The organism is Streptomyces sp. NPDC048338, from assembly GCF_043201055.1.
Classification (GTDB): domain Bacteria; phylum Actinomycetota; class Actinomycetes; order Streptomycetales; family Streptomycetaceae; genus Streptomyces.
Genome location: NZ_JBICYQ010000010.1, coordinates 244,344 through 262,075 on the forward strand (window position 1 = coordinate 244,344; position 17,732 = coordinate 262,075).

Consider the following 17,732-nt stretch of genomic DNA (forward strand, 5'->3'; position numbering starts at 1 on the left):
GGCTATCGCACCCCCCGCGGCGTCTACCCTTGGACGTCGATCGATCCCCCGGTACAGGAGTCAAAGTGGCCGTCAACCTGGTCAATGTCGAGGCCGTCAGCAAGGTGTACGGCACCCGTGCCCTGCTCGACGGGGTCTCACTCGGCGTCTCCGAGGGGGACCGGATCGGCGTCGTGGGCCGCAACGGCGACGGAAAGACCACCCTCATCCGGATGCTCGCCAAGCTGGAGGAGGCCGACACCGGCCGCGTCACGCACAGCGGCGGGCTGCGGCTCGGCGTGCTCACCCAGCACGACTCGCTCGACCCGGCCGCGACCGTCCGCCACGAGGTCATCGGCGTCATGGCCGACCACGAGTGGGCCGGCAGCGCCAAGATCCGCGACGTGCTCACCGGCCTCTTCGGCGGGCTCGACCTGCCCGGCTTCGAGAAGGGGCTCGACACCGTCATCGGGCCGCTCTCCGGAGGCGAGCGGCGCCGGATCGCGCTGGCCAAGCTGCTCATCGAGGACCAGGACCTGATCGTCCTCGACGAGCCCACCAACCACCTCGACGTCGAGGGCATCGCCTGGCTCGCGAGCCACCTCCAGCAGCGCCGCTCGGCGCTCGTCTGCGTCACCCACGACCGCTGGTTCCTCGACCAGGTCTGCACCCGCATGTGGGACGTGCAGCGCGGCGACGTCCACGAGTACGAGGGCGGCTACTCCGACTACGTCTTCGCCCGTGCGGAGCGCGAGCGCATCGCCGCCACCGAGGAGGCGAAGCGCCAGAACCTGATGCGCAAGGAGCTGGCCTGGCTGCGGCGCGGCGCCCCCGCCCGCACCTCGAAGCCGCGCTACCGCATCGAGGCCGCCAACGAGCTGATCGCCGACGTGCCGCCGCCGCGCGACACCTCCGAACTGATGAAGTTCGCCAACGCCCGGCTCGGCAAGACCGTCTTCGACCTGGAGGACGTGACCGTCACCGCCGGACCGAAGACGCTGCTCCAGCACCTCACCTGGCAGCTCGGCCCCGGCGACCGGATCGGCCTCGTCGGCGTCAACGGCGCGGGCAAGACCTCGCTGCTGCGCGCCCTCGCCGAGGCCGCCGACACCCAGGGCGAGACCCAGCCCGCCGCCGGCAGCATCGTCGTCGGCAAGACCGTCCGCCTCGCCTACCTCTCCCAGGACGTCACCGAACTGCCCGCCTCGCTGCGCGTCCTGGAGGCCGTGCAGCAGATCCGCGACCGGGTCGACCTCGGCAAGGGCCGCGAGATGACCGCCGGCCAGCTGTGCGAGCAGTTCGGCTTCACCAAGGAGAAGCAGTGGACGCCGGTCGGCGACCTCTCCGGTGGCGAGCGACGCCGGCTGCAGCTGCTGCGCCTGCTGATGGACGAGCCGAACGTGCTCTTCCTCGACGAGCCCACCAACGACCTCGACATCGAGACCCTGACCCAGCTGGAGGACCTCCTCGACGGCTGGCCGGGCTCCATGGTCGTCATCTCCCACGACCGCTTCTTCATCGAGCGCACCACGGACAGGACGCTCGCGCTGCTCGGCGACCGGACCCTGAGGATGCTGCCGCGCGGCATCGACGAGTACCTGGAGCGCCGCCGCCGGATGATCGAGGAGGCCACCCCGGCTCCGGCCGCTCCGGCCGCGCAGCAGAAGCAGGGAGTGTCCGCCGCCGACGCCCGCGCCGCGAAGAAGGAACTGCAGAAGGTGGAGCGTCAACTCGACAAACTCTCCGAGCGGGAGAGCAAGCTGCACGCCCAGATCGCCGAAAACGCCACAGACTTCGAGAAGGTGGCGAAACTGGACATGGAGCTGCGCGAACTGGCCGGGGAGCGTGACGAGTTGGAGATGCGTTGGCTTGAACTCGCCGAAGACGCGTAACGACGGCATCACGGGCCGGTCCTCCCTTGGGTACAAGGGGTGGACCGGTCACTTTTGCGCCATCCCGTGAGTGGTAGAAAGAAAACCCGCTCACTTCAAGGGGGAAGCGCTGATGACCCAGCCGCCCAGCAACCAGCCGCCCGGCTTCGGCGCTCCGGAAGGCCCCGAGGGCCCGAGCCAAGGGACCCCGGCCGTACCGCCGATGCCGCCGGCCCCGCCGTCCGCGGCTCCGCAGACGCCGCCCGCGCCCGGTCCGTTCGACAAGACCCCGGAACCCCCGCAGGGCCCGCCGGCCGCGGCTCCGCAGACGCCGCCTCCGGCACAGGCCCCGCAGCAGCCGCCGACCGCGCCCGGCCCGTACGGCCAGCCGCCGCAGCCCGGTTACGGCTATCCGCAGCAGGCCCCGCAGCCCGGCTACGGCTACCCGGGCCAGCAGGCCCCCCAGCCCGGTTACGGCTACCCGACGCAGGCGCAGCCCGGCCCGTACGGGCAGCCGCCGCAGCCCGGTTACGGCTACCCCGGCCAGCCGCAGTACCCCGGCCAGGCCCCGTATCCGGCACCGACCGGCGGCGGTTCGAACCCCTTCAAGGGCAAGCCCGGCGTCATCATCGCCGCGGCCGCGGCCGCGCTCCTGCTCATCGGCGGCGGCACCTGGTTCGCGCTGAGCGGCGACGGGGAGGAGAAGCCGGTCGCCCAGCCGACCGCCTCCCCGACGGGCCCGAAGCCGAGCGAGTCCGTCGACCAGGGCGACGGCAGCGGTGACGGCGACAAGGGTCCCGAGGACCTCAACGCCGGCCGCCAGCCCGGCGAGGCCAAGATCAACTGGATGCTGAAGAACAACGTCGACCTGCCGAAGAACGGCTCCGACGTCCTCGGCCCGTGGATCGTCGGGGACGTCGTCGTCAAGGCCATGTACAAGAGCATCGACGGCTACAGCCTCAGCGACGGCTCGGCGAAGTGGCACCTGGACGTGCCCTTCGAGCTGTGCGCCGCCCCGCCGGCGCCCGCCGCCGACGGCACCATGGTCTTCGGCCACCACGACAAGGCGGGCGACCGTGCCAAGTGCACGCAGCTCCAGCAGGTCGACCTGAAGACCGGCAAGGCGGGCTGGAAGAAGGCGGTGCCCAAGGCGAGCGGCCTGTTCGCCTTCGACGACAACACCCTCGCCATCAGCGGCAGCACGGTGACCGCCGCCGGCACCAGCAGCGCGTACGGCTTCTCCATGGCCGACGGCAGGCAGCTCTTCGCCTCGCCGAGCAGCGGCTGCAAGCCGTACGCCTACGCGGGCGGGGAGAAGCTGATCGCGGCCTCCTCCTGCCCCTCCGGTGACGTGAACAAGAAGCAGCAGCAGATCGGGGAGGTGGACCCGAACACCGGCAAGGCCAGGTGGAACTACAAGCTCCCGGCCAACTGGGAGGTCGACCGGGTCTACTCGGTGAACCCGCTCGTCGTCTCCGCCACGCAGCGCGACGAGAAGAAGTGGATGGTCTTCGCCCTCACCGCCGACGGCCGGCTGCGCTCCCAGATCCAGGGCGGCAGCGACAAGTTCGCCCCCAAGTGCGGCGGATCCTTCGTCGTCTTCGGCAAGAACCTCCAGGGTTGCGTGGGCGTCGCCGCCGACGCGAACACCTTCTACATGGCCACCGAGACCAGCTACGGCACCCCGAACGAGGTCGTCGCGTTCGACCTGAACACCGGCAAGGCCAAGTGGCGGTCCAAGGCGCCCGGCGAGCAGAGCATGATCCCCCTCCGGATGGAGGGCCCGGACGTCCTGGTCTACGTCGACCCGTCCTACGACAAGGGCGGCGCCGTCGCCACCGTCGCACCGACCGGCGGCGCGCCGAAGGTCCTGCTCCAGCACCCGGCGGCCACCGCCCAGATCGAGAGCACCTACTACGACCCCGGCTACGCCTACGGCAACGGCACCTTCGTGATCACCGCAGGGCGTGTGTCGGCCTTGAACGACAAGGCGGAGAAGGAAGTCAAGACGATGATGGCCTTCAGCAAGTGAGGTACGCAGACCGATGACCCAGCCCCCTCCGCCGCCGCCCAACCAGCCCCCGGGCCCGCCCCCGAACCAGCCGCCGGGCGGTTTCGGCGCACCCCAGGACCCGCCCCCCGGCGGTTTCGGCGCCCCGCAGGACCCGCCTCCCGGCGGTTTCGGCGCCCCGCAGGACCCGCCCCCCGGCGGTTTCGGCGCGCCGACGCCCCCGCCGCAGGGTCAGCAGCCCTACGGCTACCCGCAGCAGCCGCCGACCCAGCCGCAGTACGGCTATCCGCAGCAGCCCCCGACGCAGCCGCAGTACGGCTATCCGCAGCAGCAGCAGCAGCCGCCGTACGGCTACCCGACCCAGCCGCAGTACCCGCAGGTGCCGCAGCCGGGACCGGGCGGCCCGTCCGGCGGCAGGAAGCTCTCCTCGCAGATGCAGATCATCATCGCCGCGGCCGTGGCCGTGGTGCTGCTCATCGGCGGTGGCGTCTGGTACGCGACCTCCGGCGGCGGCGAGAAGGACGACACCGCCAAGAACAGCTCCGGCTCCCCGCAGGGCACCGGCGGCACCGGCGGGATCGGCGGCAACGGCAAGGAGAAGCCGCCGGCCGACGTCCAGGGACAGGTGGCCTTCCAGCTGCCCGTGCCGAAGGTCCCGGACATCACGGACGTGTCGGGCTCCTGGCTCACCGACAAGGCGTACGTGAAGCCGGGCGTCGACTCGGTCGTCGGCTACGACGTCGACAAGGGCACCCCGCTGTGGACGCTGCCGCTCGCCGGCCAGGTCTGCGGCGCCTCCCGCCACGTCACGGCCGACAACAAGACGGCGATCCTCTTCGAGGAGGCCAAGCGCGTCGCGCCGAAGTACTACCAGAAGTGCACCGAGGTCGGGGTCGTCGACCTCGACACCGGGAAGCTGGTGTGGTCCACCCACGTCACCGGCGGATCGGCGGGTGACGGCAAGGTGCGCTTCAGCGAGATCACGCTGAGCGGCACCACCGTCGCGGCCGGCGGCACGGACGGCGGCGCCGGCTTCGACCTGGGCAACGGCAACCCCCGCTGGAAGCCCCAGCCCAACGCCGACAACTGCTACGACATGGGTTACGGCGGCGGCGCGGGCCTGGTCGCCGCCCGCAAGTGCGGTGCGTACGGCTCGCAGACCGTGACGATCCAGAACCTCAACCCGACGACCGGCGCGCCGATCTCGCAGTACAAGATGCCCACGGGCGTCGACTACGCGTCGATCGTGTCCACCAAGCCGCTGGTCGTGGCGGCCGACGTCGGCGACACCGCCGGCGACGGCAGCGGCATCTCGGACTTCTTCTCGATCGACGAGCAGACCGGCAAGCTGAAGGCGAAGATCACGGCGGACGCGGACCGGTACGCGGCCAGCTGCCGCTCCACCAAGGTCGAGTCCTGCAACAAGGCGCTCGTCGGCAACGGCCGGCTCTACCTGCCGACCGAGGAGCACGAGGGCAGCACCGGCGAGTACGGCGACGAGACGAACGAGATCCTCTCGTTCGACCTGGCCACCGGCAAGCAGGCCACCGGCAAGGCGGACGCGGGCGACCGCTACACGCTGATGCCGATGCGCATGGACGGCGGCAACCTCATCGCGTACAAGCACCCCCCGTACGACAAGGGCGGGAAGATCGTCTCCATCGACGGCGGCACCATGAAGGAGACGGTGCTGCTGGAGAACCCGGCGGACAAGGCCGTCCGGGACGCGGAGACGGGCTTCACCGAGAACGGCTCGGAGTACCGCTACGCCTCGGGACGGTTCTTCATCTCGCAGACCCTGCTGAGCAAGCCGCGCGAGTCCTCCTCGACGAACGACAAGGAGTACCTGGCGATCGCCTTCCGCGCCGCCCGGTGATCCCCGTGGAGTGACCGTGGGCCCCCTCCGGACGACCGGAGGGGGCCCACGTGCGTCGGCGCCCCCGGTGTCCGGGCTCCCCTCCCGTTCCTGCTCGCGGGCCGTCGGCGGCCGCCCCGGGAGGGGTGACGCGCGATGCCTGACGGCTCGGCAATTTGTGTCCAGGCAGGGTCATTTCGGTCCCTGGGCGGTCTTCCGTAGGAGTTCGGGGCACGTCGGCCCAAAGGACCGTGTAACTTGCCGGGGCATCAGGGTCACTGGAGCCGGGGGACGGCTCCAGGGGGGATAAGGGGTTGCTCGATGGGCGTGCGGCTCATGGTGGTCGACGACCACCGTCTGCTCGCCGAGGCGCTCGCCTCGGCACTGAAGCTCCGTGGGCACCGGGTGCTCGCGGCGGCGGCGCCGGTCGCGGGCGCGGCGGAGCTGGTCGTGAGCCGGGCGCCGGAGGTGTGTCTGCTCGGCACGGCGGCGCCGGCCGAACCGGGCGCCTTCGACCCGATCGTACGGATCAAGCGGGAGCGGCCCCAGGTCGCCGTGGTCGTGCTGGGCCCGGTGCCCTCGCCGCGCGGGATCGCGGCGGCCTTCGCGGCCGGCGCCTCCGGGTACGTACGGCACGACGAGCGCATCGAGGGCGTCGAGCGCGCCCTGATGAAGGCGCGGGCGGGGGAGACGGCGGTGGCGCCGCAGCTCCTCCAGGGCGCCTTCGCGGAACTGCTCAACCCGGTGGCACAGCCGGACGACGAGGGGCAGCGGCTCCTGCGGATGCTGACCCCGCGCGAGGTGGAGGTCCTGGTCCGGGTGGCCGAGGGCGAGGACACCCGGCTGATCGCCGCCGGGATGGGGATCGCCGCCAGCACCGCGCGCACGCACGTGCAGCGCGTGCTGATGAAGCTGGGGGTCGGCTCGCGACTGGAGGCGGCCGCGCTCGCCGCCCGCACCGGCCTGCTGGACCGCGCGCCCGTCCCCGCGCCCCGCGCGCCGCGCGGCTGAGGGCTGTCCCGTCCGGGCCGGAGAAGCCCTGAGTGTCCGCCCGGGGAAGACCGCCCGGCCGGGGCCCGCGGGGCTCCTGCCGGTGCGGGCCCCGACCTGCGCGGGCGCCGCGCCACGCCTTCCGCCGCCCCCCGACGGGGTGGGTCCTGCGCGAAAGCAGCCGTCGGCGTTGACGTCGATGTTTGATTGTGATTCCTTGTGCGTGGTTCTGTTGGGTTGCGCACGGAGGCACTCCCGTGAAGAAGACCGTCACCACCCTGGCCGACGGGCGTGAGCTCATCTACTACGACGCCGCCGACGACACCGTCCGCGACGCCGTCGACACCCGCCCGCTCGACCCCGTCGCGTCCCGCTCCGAGGTCCGCCACGACCTGCTCCTCGGGGACAGCGTCGTCGTCGCCTCGCACCGCCAGGGCCGCACCTTCCACCCGCCGGCGGACGAGTGCCCGCTCTGCCCGTCGCGGGACGGCCGGCGGAGCGAGATCCCGGCCGACGGCTACGAGGTCGCGGTCTTCGAGAACCGCTTCCCCTCCCTCGCCGGCGAGGCCGGCCGCTGCGAGGTCGTCTGCTTCACCTCCGACCACGACGCCTCCTTCGCCGACCTCACCCCCGACCGGGTCGCCCTGGTCCTCGACGCCTGGACCGACCGCACGGCCGAACTCGCCGAGCGTCCGGGCGTCGAGCAGGTCTACTGCTTCGAGAACAGGGGAGCCGAGATCGGCGTCACCCTGGGCCACCCGCACGGCCAGATCTACGCCTTCCCCCACACCACCCCCCGGACCGCGCTCATGCGGCGCAACGCCGCCGAGCACCGGGAGCGCACGGGGCGCAACCTCTTCGACGAGGTCGTCGCCCGCGAGCGCGCGGACGGGGCGCGGGTCGTCCTGGAGGGCGAGCACTGGATCGCCTTCGTCCCCTACGCCGCGCACTGGCCGTACGAGGTCCACCTCTACCCGGTGCGCCGGGTGCCCGACCTGCGCGCGCTCGACGACGCCGCCCGCACAGAGTTCCCACAGGTCTACCTGGAACTCTTGAGGCGCTTCGACCGGATCTTCGGTCCGGACGAGCCGCCGACGCCGTACATCGCCGCCTGGCACCAGGCGCCGTTCACGGACGACCGGCGGGAGGAGTTCGCGCTGCACCTGGAGCTTTTCACCGTGCGCCGGGCCTCTGGCAAGCTGAAGTACCTCGCGGGCACCGAGTCCGGCATGGGCGCGTTCATGAACGACGTGCCACCGGAGTCCGCGGCACACAGACTCCGAGAGGTAGCGAGCAAGTGAGCAAGTATCTGGTGACGGGCGGGGCCGGCTACGTGGGCGGCACGGTCGCGCAGCACCTGCTGGAAGCGGGCCACGAGGTCACCGTCCTCGACGACCTCTCCACCGGGTTCCGCGAGGGCGTCCCGGCCGGGGCCACGTTCGTCGAGGGCCGCATCCAGGACGCGGCCCGGTGGCTGGACCCCTCCTACGACGGAGTCCTGCACTTCGCCGCCTTCTCGCAGGTCGGCGAGTCGGTCGCCGACCCCGCGAAGTACTGGGAGAACAACGTCGGCGGCACGATGGCACTGCTCGCCGCCATGCGCGAGGCGGGCGTGCGCAGGCTCGTCTTCTCCTCCACCGCCGCCACCTACGGCGAGCCGCAGAGCGTCCCGATCACCGAGGCGGCGCCGACCGCCCCGACCAACCCCTACGGCGCCACCAAGCTGGCCGTCGACCACATGATCAGCGGCGAGGCCGCCGCGCACGGCCTGGCCGCGGTCTCCCTGCGGTACTTCAACGTGGCGGGCGCCTACGGCGACTGCGGCGAGCGCCACGACCCCGAGTCGCACCTCATCCCGCTGGTCCTCCAGGTGGCCCAGGGCAGGCGCGAGGCGATCAACGTCTACGGCGACGACTACCCGACGCCCGACGGCACCTGTGTGCGCGACTACATCCACGTCGCCGACCTCGCCGAGGCACACCTGCTCGCCCTCGGCGCCATGACCCCCGGCGAGCACCTGATCTGCAACCTGGGCAACGGCAACGGCTTCTCCGTGCGCGAGGTCGTCGAGACGGTGCGCAAGGTGACCGGCCACCCGGTCCCCGAGGTCGTGGCCGCGCGCCGGGCCGGCGATCCGGCCGTCCTGGTCGCCTCGGCCGACACCGCGCGGGAGCGGCTCGGCTGGAATCCGTCCCGTCCGGACCTGGCGGGCATCGTGCAGGACGCGTGGGCGTTCGCGAACAAGAGGGAGCAGGGACAGGCATGAGCGTGGCGGGGGAGTTCGCGGCACTGTACGGAGCACGGCCCGAGGGCGTCTGGGCGGCTCCGGGGCGGGTCAACCTGATCGGTGAGTACACCGACTTCAACGACGGTTTCGTCATGCCGCTGGCTCTCCCGCACACCGCGGTGGCCGCCGTCTCGCGCCGCACCGACGGCGTGCTGCGGGTCCACTCCGCCGACGTCGACGGCGGGGTCGTCCAGCTCGACGTCGACAGCCTCGAACCCCGCTCCGGCACCGGCTGGGCCGCCTACCCGGCCGGTGTCGTCTGGGCCCTGCGCGAGGCGGGTCACCCGGTCACCGGGGCGGACGTCCACCTCGCGTCGACCGTGCCGACCGGCGCCGGGCTCTCCTCCTCGGCCGCCCTGGAGGTCGTCACCGCCCTGGCGCTCGACGACCTGTTCGGCCTCGGCCTGAGCCGTCCCGAGATCGCCGTCCTCGCCCAGCGGGCCGAGAACGCCTTCGTCGGGGTGCCCTGCGGGGTGATGGACCAGATGGCGTCGGCGTGCGCGGCCGAGGGGCACGCCCTGTTCCTGGACACCCGTGACCTGTCGTACCGTCAGGTGCCCTTCGACCTGGCCGCGCGGGGGCTGCGGCTGCTGGTGGTGGACACCCGCGTGAAGCACGCCCTCGGGGACGGCGCGTACGCGGAGCGGCGCGCCGGCTGCGAGGCAGGCGCGCGGGCGCTCGGCGTACGCACCCTGCGCGAGGTCGATGCCGCGCGCCTGTCCGACGCACTCGCGCGTCTGAGCGACGAGACCGTGCGCCGCTATGTCCGGCACGTCGTGTCGGACAACCACCGGGTGGAGCGGACGATCGCCCTCCTCGACGCCGGCGAGGTCCGGGCCGTCGGCCCGGTGCTCACCGAGGGCCACGTCTCGCTCCGGGACGACCTGCGGGTCTCCAGCCCGGAACTGGACCTCGCCGTCGAGGCCGCGAACGCGGCCGGGGCGCTCGGCGCACGGATGACGGGCGGCGGATTCGGCGGCTCGGCGATCGTGCTGGTCGAGGAGGCGGCGGCCGAGGCGGTGTCCGCCGCGGTCGGCAAGGCGTTCGCCGAGGCCGGTTTCACCGTGCCGGGCGTCTTCGCGGCGATCCCCGCGGCGGGTGCCCGGCGTCTGTGACGCCACCCCCCGGTGTCTTTGACGCCACCACCCCCTGCGCGGGGCCCGGTGGACGGGGCGCCCTGCGCGTTCGAGACCTTCGGAACTGTCGACTTCTGTCGGGTTTCGACCCATGCGGCTCATGCGTCACGCCCCTGACGACCAGTTCTGTGAATCGGCTTCCCCCTCTGCGGCTCGCCCGTACTCTGATGCACAGCACCGGTGGGGGCCGGTGCCGTTCAGGGGGCGAGACCAGTCGGGTACGGCGCCCGGGGTGGGGTAAAAGTCACTGCACGGCGGCGGCCGTGCGCACGACGGACCCGCCCCCGGCGCCGTATCCGCGCCGGTCCGTCCTCGACACTTTGGGGGTGTCCGTGGTCCGTATCCGGGTCCTGGTGGTGGACGACCACCGCATCTTCGCCGAGTCGCTGGCTGCCGCCCTCGCGGCCGAGCCCGACGTCGACGTCTCCGCCGCGGGCAGTGGTCCGGCCGCACTGCGCTGCCTGGACCGCGCCGCCGCCGAGGGCCGCCGCTACGACGTGCTGCTGGTCGACGCCGACCTCGGCGCGCTGCCCGGGGCTCCGGCGGTCGCTCGCGCCGTACCGGACAACGGCGAGGCCGTGGTGGACGGCATCTCGCTGGTCGCAGGGGTCCGCGAGGCCCGGCCCGCGGTCCGCTCGATCGTGCTCGCCGAGAAGGACGACCCGCACCGGGCCGCCCTCGCCCTCCAGGCCGGCGCCTCGGGATGGGTGGCCAAGGACTGTTCGCTCCAGCGCCTGCTCGCCGTGATCCGCGGCGTCCTGCGGGACGAGACGCATCTGCCGCCCGCACTGCTGACGGGTGTCCTGCGGGAGCTGACGGCGGCCCGGAAGCACCGCACCGAGAGTGAACAGCTGGTGGAGTCGCTGACACCGCGCGAGCGCGAGGTGCTCCGCTGCATGGTGGCCGGCCTGGGGCGCAAGGCGGTCGCCGAGCGCCTGTTCCTGTCGCCGCACACCGTCCGCACCCACATGCAGAACGTGCTCGGGAAGCTGGGCGTGCACTCGACGCTGGCCGCGGTGGCCCTGGCGCGCCGGGCCGGTGTCGGTCCCGCCGAGCTAGCCGGGGATGTTGTCGAACGGGGCGGTCAACTGGCGTAGCAGGTCGGCCAGTTCCCCGCGCTGGCCGCGCGAGAGCTGGGCGAGGATGGCCCGTTCCTGGGCGAGCAGTCCGGCCAGGGCCTGGTCGGCCCGGTCGCGACCCTCGGGGGTGAGGCGGACCAGGACCCCGCGCCGGTCGCTGGGGTCGGGGAGCCGCTCGACCAGCCCCTTCTTGGTGAGCCGGTCGATGCGGTTGGTCATGGTGCCGGAGGTGACCAGCGTCTGGGTCAGCAGCTGACCGGGGGAGAGCTGGTAGGGGGCGCCGGCGCGGCGCAGCGACGTGAGGACGTCGAACTCCCAGGGCTCCAGCTGGTGCTCGGCGAAGGCGAGCCGACGGGCGCGGTCGAGGTGCCGGGCGAGCCGCGAGACGCGGCTGAGCACCTCGAGCGGTTCCACGTCGAGGTCCGGGCGCTCGCGGCGCCATGCAGCGACCAGCCGGTCGACCTCGTCCTCCATGACGATCAGTGTAGAGGGTCTGTTGACATAAAGTCTCTTGACGTCAAGATATATTCAGCTGGACTATGGGGAAGGACCGGGCCGGAACACCGTTCCGCTTGGGTAGCTCGTTCCAGCAAGGGGGCTCGAACATGCATTCCGCACCATCTTCTGCTTCTGCCGCACCGATATGGGATCCCCAGCAGTACCTCCGGCACGCGGGCCTGCGCGCCCGTCCCTTCCTCGACATGCTCGCCCGCATCCCCCACCTGCCCACCGAGGGCAGGCCCGCCCGGATCGCCGATCTGGGCTGTGGACCCGGCAACGTGACCGCGCTCCTCGCCGACCGCTGGCCCGACGCCCACATCACCGGCTTCGACCTGTCGCCCGACATGCTCCAGCGCGCCGAGAAGGACTACGCCGGAACCACGGCCGGCGGCGGCTGGCTCGACTTCCGGCCCGCCGACGCCGCGCACTGGAACCCCGACGAGCCCTACGACCTGATCGTCTCCAACGCGGCCCTCCAGTGGGTCCCCAACCACCCCGAGTCCTTCGCCCCCTGGATCGCCGGACTCAAGCCCGGTGGCACCTTCGCCTTCCAGGTCCCCGGCAACTTCACCTCGCCCAGCCACGCCCTGCTCGGCGAGCTCTGCGACACCCCGCAGTGGCGCGACCGCCTCGGCGACCAGGGCCGCCGCTTCATCCACGTCCTGGACCCGGCCGACTATTTGACCCGGCTCGCCGACCTCGGCTGCGCGACGGACGTCTGGGAGACCACGTACTCGCAGCTCCTGCCCGGCGAGGACCCGATCCTCGACTGGGTCAAGGGCACCGCGCTGCGCCCCGTCCTGACCGCGCTCGAAGGAGACCAGAGGGCGACCGAGGCATTCCTCGCCGCCTACCGCGACCTGCTGCGCGCGGCCTACCCGCCCGGCCCGCACGGCACCGTCTTCCCGTTCCGCCGGATCTTCGCCGTCGCCACGAAGGGGCTCTGATGCTGACCGCCGTCGACCACGTCCAGCTCGCCGCACCGCCGGGCTCGGAGGACCTCCTCCGGGCGTACTACACCGACGTCCTCGGCATGGCCGAGGTCGCCAAGCCGCCCGTCCTCGCCGCACGGGGCGGCTGCTGGTTCGAGGCCGCGGACGGGGCCGTCCGGCTCCACCTCGGCATCGAGCAGGACTTCCGCCCCGCGGCGAAGGCCCACCCCGGCCTGCGGGTCACCGCGATCGCCGGCTACGCGGCCCGCCCGGAGGAACGCGGCGCGAAGGTCGTCTGGGACGACGATCTCCCGGGCCACCGCCGCTTCTACTCCGAGGACCCCGTCGGCAACCGCCTGGAGTTCCTGGAGCCCCTGGAGTGACAGGACGGGGGCGTCGCATCCGCGGCGCCCCCGTCCGACTCTCCCCGCAGTCTCAGCTCTTGCGATGCCCTATCAGGCGCGGCTTCTGCTCCAGACCGTCCAGGCCGTGCCAGGCCAGGTTCACCAGATGCGCCGCGACCTCGGCCTTCTTCGGCTTGCGGACGTCCAGCCACCACTGGCCGGTCAGGGCCACACTGCCCACCAGCGCCTGCGCGTACAGCGGCGCCAGCTTCGGATCGAAGCCGCGGGCCTTGAACTCCAGGCCCAGGATGTCCTCGACCTGGGTGGCGATGTCGCTGATCAGCGACGCGAACGTGCCGGTCGACTGCGCCACCGGCGAATCACGGACCAGGATCCGGAAACCGTCCGTGTAGTTCTCGATGTAGTCCAGCAGCGCGAACGCCGCCTGCTCCAGCAGCTCCCGCGGATGCCCCGCCGTCAGCGCGCCCGTCACCCCGTCGAGGAGCTGGCGCATCTCCCGGTCGACCACGACCGCGTACAGGCCCTCCTTGCCGCCGAAGTGCTCGTACACCACCGGCTTGGACACCCCGGCCTTGGCCGCGATCTCCTCGACGGACGTGCCCTCGAAGCCCTTCTCGGCGAAGAGCGTGCGGCCGATGTCCAACAGCTGTTCCCGGCGCTCCGCGCCTGTCATGCGGACCCGGCGCCCCCTGCGGGGCTTGCCGGGGCCGCTGCTGCCGGTAGTCGTGCTGCCATCGATCGCCACGTCATCCATCATGCCGCGTTCGCGGGCTCGTCCTGGCGGCGGGCTTCGATACGTGACGCATCCGGCCAGCGCACGTCGGACGCCCAGCCCAGCTGCTCGAACCAGCGGATCAGCCGCGCGCTGGAGTCGACCTGGCCCTTCAGCACCCCGTGCCGGGCCGAGGTCGGGTCCGCGTGGTGCAGGTTGTGCCAGGACTCGCCGCAGGACAGCACCGCGAGCCACCACACGTTGCCCGAGCGGTCACGGGACTTGAAGGGCCGCTTGCCGACCGCGTGACAGATCGAGTTGATCGACCAGGTCACGTGGTGCAGCAGCGCCACCCGCACCAGCGAGCCCCAGAAGAACGCGGTGAACGCGCCCCACCACGACATCGTCACCAGGCCGCCCACCAGCGGCGGGATCGCCAGCGACAGCACCGTCCACAGCACGAACTGGCGCGAGATCGCCCGGATCGCCGGGTCCTTGATCAGATCCGGCGCGTACTTGTGCTGCGGCGTCTGCTCCTCGTCGAACATCCACCCGATGTGCGCCCACCACAGGCCCTTCATCAGCGCCGGCACCGTCTCGCCGAACCGCCAGGGCGAGTGCGGGTCGCCCTCCGCGTCGGAGAACTTGTGGTGCTTGCGGTGGTCGGCCACCCAGCGCACCAGCGGTCCCTCCACCGCCAGCGACCCCATGACGGCCAGCGCGATCCGCAGCGGCCGCTTGGCCTTGAAGGAGCCGTGCGTGAAGTAACGGTGGAAGCCGATCGTGATGCCGTGGCAGCCGATGTAGTACATCGCCACCATCAGGCCCAGATCGAGCCAGCTCACCCCCCAGCCCCAGGCCAGCGGCACCGCGGCGAGCAGCGCGAGGAAGGGCACCGCGATGAACAACAGCAGCGTGATCTGCTCGATCGACCGCTTGCTGTCCCCGCCGAGCGTGGCGGAGGGCGGTTGGGCGGCGGTGACGCGCGCCTCGGGTTCCGAGGTCACCTCGGGGGTAGTGGTCATGAGGGTCCCCTGGGGATGAAGGGATGAAAGGGAGTCAAAGGGACGCGTGGCTACGCCTCCGTAACCTACGGCGACGTAAGTATGGCAGTGGGATGCCCCGCGGCAAGAGGGCGCAAGGAGGGGCACGGGAGGCGTCGTGGAAATGGACACCTATCCTGGGTGCGTCGGACAGCGCGGTCCGCAAGCCTCCAGTACCCCTCCAGACGTGCTCAAACACTGCAAGGAGCCGCACCTGTGAGCAGTGCCGACCAGACCCCCACCGCCAGCGCCGAGCTGCGATCCGACATCCGCCGACTGGGCGACCTGCTGGGCGAGACCCTCGTCCGCCAGGAGGGCCACGAGATCCTCGACCTCGTCGAGAAGGTCCGACGGCTCACCCGCGAGGACGGCGAGGCCGCCGCCGAGCTGCTCGGCGACACGGACCTGGAGACCGCCGCCAAGCTCGTGCGCGCCTTCTCCACCTACTTCCACCTGGCGAACGTGACCGAGCAGGTCCACCGCGGCCGCGAGATGCGCGAGAAGCGCGCCGCCGACGGCGGCCTGATCGCCCGGACCGTCGACATGCTCAAGGACGGCGACCCCGAGCACGTCCGCGCCACGGTGAAGAACCTCAACGTGCGGCCCGTCTTCACCGCGCACCCCACCGAGGCGGCCCGCCGCTCGGTCCTCAACAAGCTGCGTCGCATCGCCGCCCTGCTGGAGACCCCGGTCATCGAGGCGGACCGCCGCCGCCACGACCTGCGGCTCGCCGAGAACATCGACCTCATCTGGCAGACCGACGAGCTCCGGGTCGTCCGCCCCGAGCCCGCCGACGAGGCCCGCAACGCCATCTACTACCTCGACGAGCTGCACGCCGGCGCCGTCGGCGACGTCCTGGAGGACCTCGCCGCCGAGCTCGAGCGCGTCGGCATCGAGCTGCCCGCCGGCACCCGCCCGCTGACCTTCGGCACCTGGATCGGCGGCGACCGCGACGGCAACCCCAACGTCACCCCCGCGGTGACCTGGGAGGTCCTGATCCTCCAGCACGAGCACGGCATCAACGACGCCCTCGAACTGGTCGACGAGCTGCGCGGCTTCCTCTCCAACTCCATCCGCTACGCCGGGGCCACCGAGGAACTCCTCACCTCCCTCCAGACCGACCTGGAGCGGCTGCCCGAGATCAGCCCCCGCTACAAGCGGCTCAACGCCGAGGAGCCTTACCGGCTCAAGGCCACCTGCATCCGCCAGAAGCTGGTCAACACCCGCCGCCGGCTGGCCAAGGGCACCACCCACGAGGAGGGCCGCGACTACCTCGGCACCTCCGAGCTGGTCCACGACCTCGCCCTGATCCAGGACTCGCTGCGCGCCCACCGGGGCGGCCTGTTCGCCGACGGCCGGATGGACCGCACCATCCGCACCCTGTCCGCCTTCGGCCTCCAGCTCGCCACGATGGACGTCCGCGAGCACGCCGACGCCCACCACCACGCGCTCGGCCAGCTCTTCGACCGGCTCGGCGAGGAGTCCTGGCGCTACGCCGACATGCCCCGCGACTACCGGCAGAAGCTGCTCGCCAAGGAGCTGCGCTCGCGCCGGCCCCTCGCGCCCACGCCCGCCCCGCTGGACCCGGCTGGCGAGAAGACCCTCGGCGTCTTCCACACCATCAAGGAAGCCTTCGAGCGCTTCGGCCCCGAGGTCATCGAGTCCTACATCATCTCGATGTGCCAGGGCGCCGACGACGTCTTCGCCGCCGCCGTCCTCGCCCGCGAGGCCGGCCTGATCGACCTGCACGCCGGCTGGGCCAAGATCGGCATCGTGCCGCTCCTGGAGACCACCGACGAGTTGAAGGCCGCCGACGTCATCCTCGACGGCATGCTGGCCGACCCCTCCTACCGCCGGCTCGTCTCGCTGCGCGGCGACGTCCAGGAGGTCATGCTCGGCTACTCCGACTCCTCCAAGTTCGGCGGCATCACCACCTCGCAGTGGGAGATCCACCGCGCCCAGCGCCGGCTGCGCGACGTCGCCCACCGCTACGGCGTCCGCCTGCGCCTCTTCCACGGCCGCGGCGGCACCGTCGGCCGCGGCGGCGGCCCCTCGCACGACGCGATCCTCGCCCAGCCCTGGGGAACGCTGGAGGGCGAGATCAAGGTGACCGAGCAGGGCGAGGTCATCTCCGACAAGTACCTCATCCCGTCGCTGGCCCGCGAGAACCTCGAACTGACCGTCGCGGCGACCCTGCAGGCGTCCGCCCTGCACACCGCGCCCCGCCAGTCCGACGAGGCCCTGGCCACCTGGGACGCGGCCATGGACACGGTCTCGGAGGCGGCCCACACCGCGTACCGCCGACTGGTCGAGGACCCGGACCTGCCCGCGTACTTCTTCGCCGCCACGCCCGTCGACCAGCTCGCCGACCTGCACCTCGGCTCGCGGCCCTCGCGCCGCCCCGACTCGGGCGCCGGCCTCGACGGACTGCGGGCCATCCCGTGGGTGTTCGGCTGGACCCAGTCCCGGCAGATCGTCCCCGGCTGGTTCGGCGTCGGCTCGGGCCTCAAGGCGCTGCGCGAGGCCGGCCTCGACGCGGTGCTCGGCGAGATGTACGAGCGCTGGCACTTCTTCCGCAACTTCGTCTCCAACGTCGAGATGACGCTGGCGAAGACGGACCTGCGGATCGCCCGGCACTACGTCGACACGCTCGTCCCGGAGGAGCTGAAGCACGTCTTCGCCACCATCGAGGCCGAGCACGCGCTGACCGTGGCCGAGGTCCTGAAGGTGACCGGCGGCCGGCAGCTGCTCGACTCCAACCCGGTGCTCCAGCAGACCTTCTCCATCCGCGACGCCTACCTGGACCCGATCTCCTACCTCCAGGTGGCCCTGCTGGCCCGCCAGCGCGAGGCGGCCGAGCGGGGCGAGCAGGCGGACCCGCTGCTGGCCCGGGCCCTGCTGCTCACGGTGAACGGCGTGGCCGCGGGCCTGCGCAACACCGGCTGACGGCCCCGACGCACGAAGTGCCCCC

At 72.0% G+C, this 17,732-nt stretch carries 14 protein-coding genes; 11 read left to right on the plus strand and 3 right to left on the minus strand.

The window, feature by feature from the left end; translation table 11 throughout:
* Positions 1-65: 65 nt before the first annotated feature.
* The 8 genes from ACGFZF_RS24005 (at position 66) to ACGFZF_RS24040 (ending at position 11,226) form a co-directional block, all read left to right on the plus strand.
* Positions 66-1,871, plus strand: coding sequence for an ABC-F family ATP-binding cassette domain-containing protein (locus ACGFZF_RS24005; protein WP_393557143.1), 1,806 nt, complete (start codon positions 66-68; stop codon positions 1,869-1,871).
* A gap of 112 nt (positions 1,872-1,983) precedes the next feature.
* Positions 1,984-3,882, plus strand: a complete 1,899-nt coding sequence (locus ACGFZF_RS24010) for a PQQ-binding-like beta-propeller repeat protein (RefSeq protein ID WP_393557145.1) — start codon at positions 1,984-1,986, stop codon at positions 3,880-3,882.
* Positions 3,883-3,895: 13 nt separating this feature from the next.
* On the plus strand, positions 3,896-5,737 hold the full coding sequence (locus ACGFZF_RS24015) for a PQQ-binding-like beta-propeller repeat protein (protein ID WP_393557147.1): 1,842 nt from the start codon (positions 3,896-3,898) through the stop codon (positions 5,735-5,737).
* 300 nt (positions 5,738-6,037) lie between these two features.
* A complete protein-coding gene (locus ACGFZF_RS24020; RefSeq protein WP_393557148.1) occupies positions 6,038-6,727 on the plus strand; it encodes a LuxR C-terminal-related transcriptional regulator in 690 nt (229 codons plus the stop codon).
* Between the two features lie 236 nt (positions 6,728-6,963).
* Positions 6,964-8,007 (plus strand): galactose-1-phosphate uridylyltransferase, encoded by a 1,044-nt coding sequence (galT, locus tag ACGFZF_RS24025; RefSeq protein WP_393557150.1) that lies wholly within the window; start codon positions 6,964-6,966, stop codon positions 8,005-8,007.
* Entirely contained in the window at positions 8,004-8,972 is a 969-nt protein-coding gene (galE, locus tag ACGFZF_RS24030) for a UDP-glucose 4-epimerase GalE (protein WP_393557152.1), read from the plus strand. The genes galT and galE overlap by 4 nt, the downstream gene beginning before the upstream one ends.
* Positions 8,969-10,108, plus strand: a complete 1,140-nt coding sequence (gene galK, locus ACGFZF_RS24035; RefSeq protein ID WP_393557154.1) for a galactokinase — start codon at positions 8,969-8,971, stop codon at positions 10,106-10,108. The genes galE and galK overlap by 4 nt, the downstream gene beginning before the upstream one ends.
* Positions 10,109-10,461: 353 nt before the next feature.
* A complete protein-coding gene (locus ACGFZF_RS24040) occupies positions 10,462-11,226 on the plus strand; it encodes a response regulator transcription factor (RefSeq protein ID WP_222723564.1) in 765 nt (254 codons plus the stop codon).
* Here ACGFZF_RS24040 and ACGFZF_RS24045 read toward each other — a convergent pair.
* The gene (locus tag ACGFZF_RS24045) at positions 11,185-11,682 is read right to left on the minus strand and encodes a MarR family winged helix-turn-helix transcriptional regulator (RefSeq protein WP_393557156.1); all 498 of its coding nucleotides are present in this window, start codon (positions 11,680-11,682) and stop codon (positions 11,185-11,187) included. The genes ACGFZF_RS24040 and ACGFZF_RS24045 overlap by 42 nt on opposite strands.
* A 131-nt stretch (positions 11,683-11,813) precedes the next feature.
* Between ACGFZF_RS24045 and ACGFZF_RS24050 the strand changes: the two genes are divergently transcribed.
* Both ACGFZF_RS24050 and ACGFZF_RS24055 read left to right on the plus strand, forming a co-directional pair.
* On the plus strand, positions 11,814-12,656 hold the full coding sequence (locus ACGFZF_RS24050) for a trans-aconitate 2-methyltransferase (protein ID WP_393557158.1): 843 nt from the start codon (positions 11,814-11,816) through the stop codon (positions 12,654-12,656).
* Positions 12,656-13,024, plus strand: coding sequence for a glyoxalase (locus ACGFZF_RS24055; RefSeq protein WP_393557160.1), 369 nt, complete (start codon positions 12,656-12,658; stop codon positions 13,022-13,024). Before ACGFZF_RS24050 ends, ACGFZF_RS24055 begins: the two co-directional genes overlap by 1 nt.
* A 52-nt stretch (positions 13,025-13,076) precedes the next feature.
* On the opposite strand, the gene ACGFZF_RS24060 is transcribed toward ACGFZF_RS24055, so the two are convergent.
* Both ACGFZF_RS24060 and ACGFZF_RS24065 read right to left on the minus strand, forming a co-directional pair.
* Positions 13,077-13,763 carry a TetR/AcrR family transcriptional regulator gene (locus ACGFZF_RS24060; protein ID WP_393557162.1) on the minus strand — a complete coding sequence of 229 codons (687 nt, stop codon included), beginning with the start codon at positions 13,761-13,763 and terminating at the stop codon, positions 13,077-13,079.
* A complete protein-coding gene (locus tag ACGFZF_RS24065) occupies positions 13,760-14,743 on the minus strand; it encodes an acyl-CoA desaturase (protein ID WP_393557164.1) in 984 nt (327 codons plus the stop codon). The genes ACGFZF_RS24060 and ACGFZF_RS24065 overlap by 4 nt, the downstream gene beginning before the upstream one ends.
* A gap of 234 nt (positions 14,744-14,977) precedes the next feature.
* Here ACGFZF_RS24065 and ppc point away from each other — a divergent pair, with 234 nt between their 5' ends.
* A complete protein-coding gene (gene ppc / locus ACGFZF_RS24070; RefSeq protein WP_356605755.1) occupies positions 14,978-17,707 on the plus strand; it encodes a phosphoenolpyruvate carboxylase in 2,730 nt (909 codons plus the stop codon).
* Positions 17,708-17,732 lie beyond the last annotated feature (25 nt).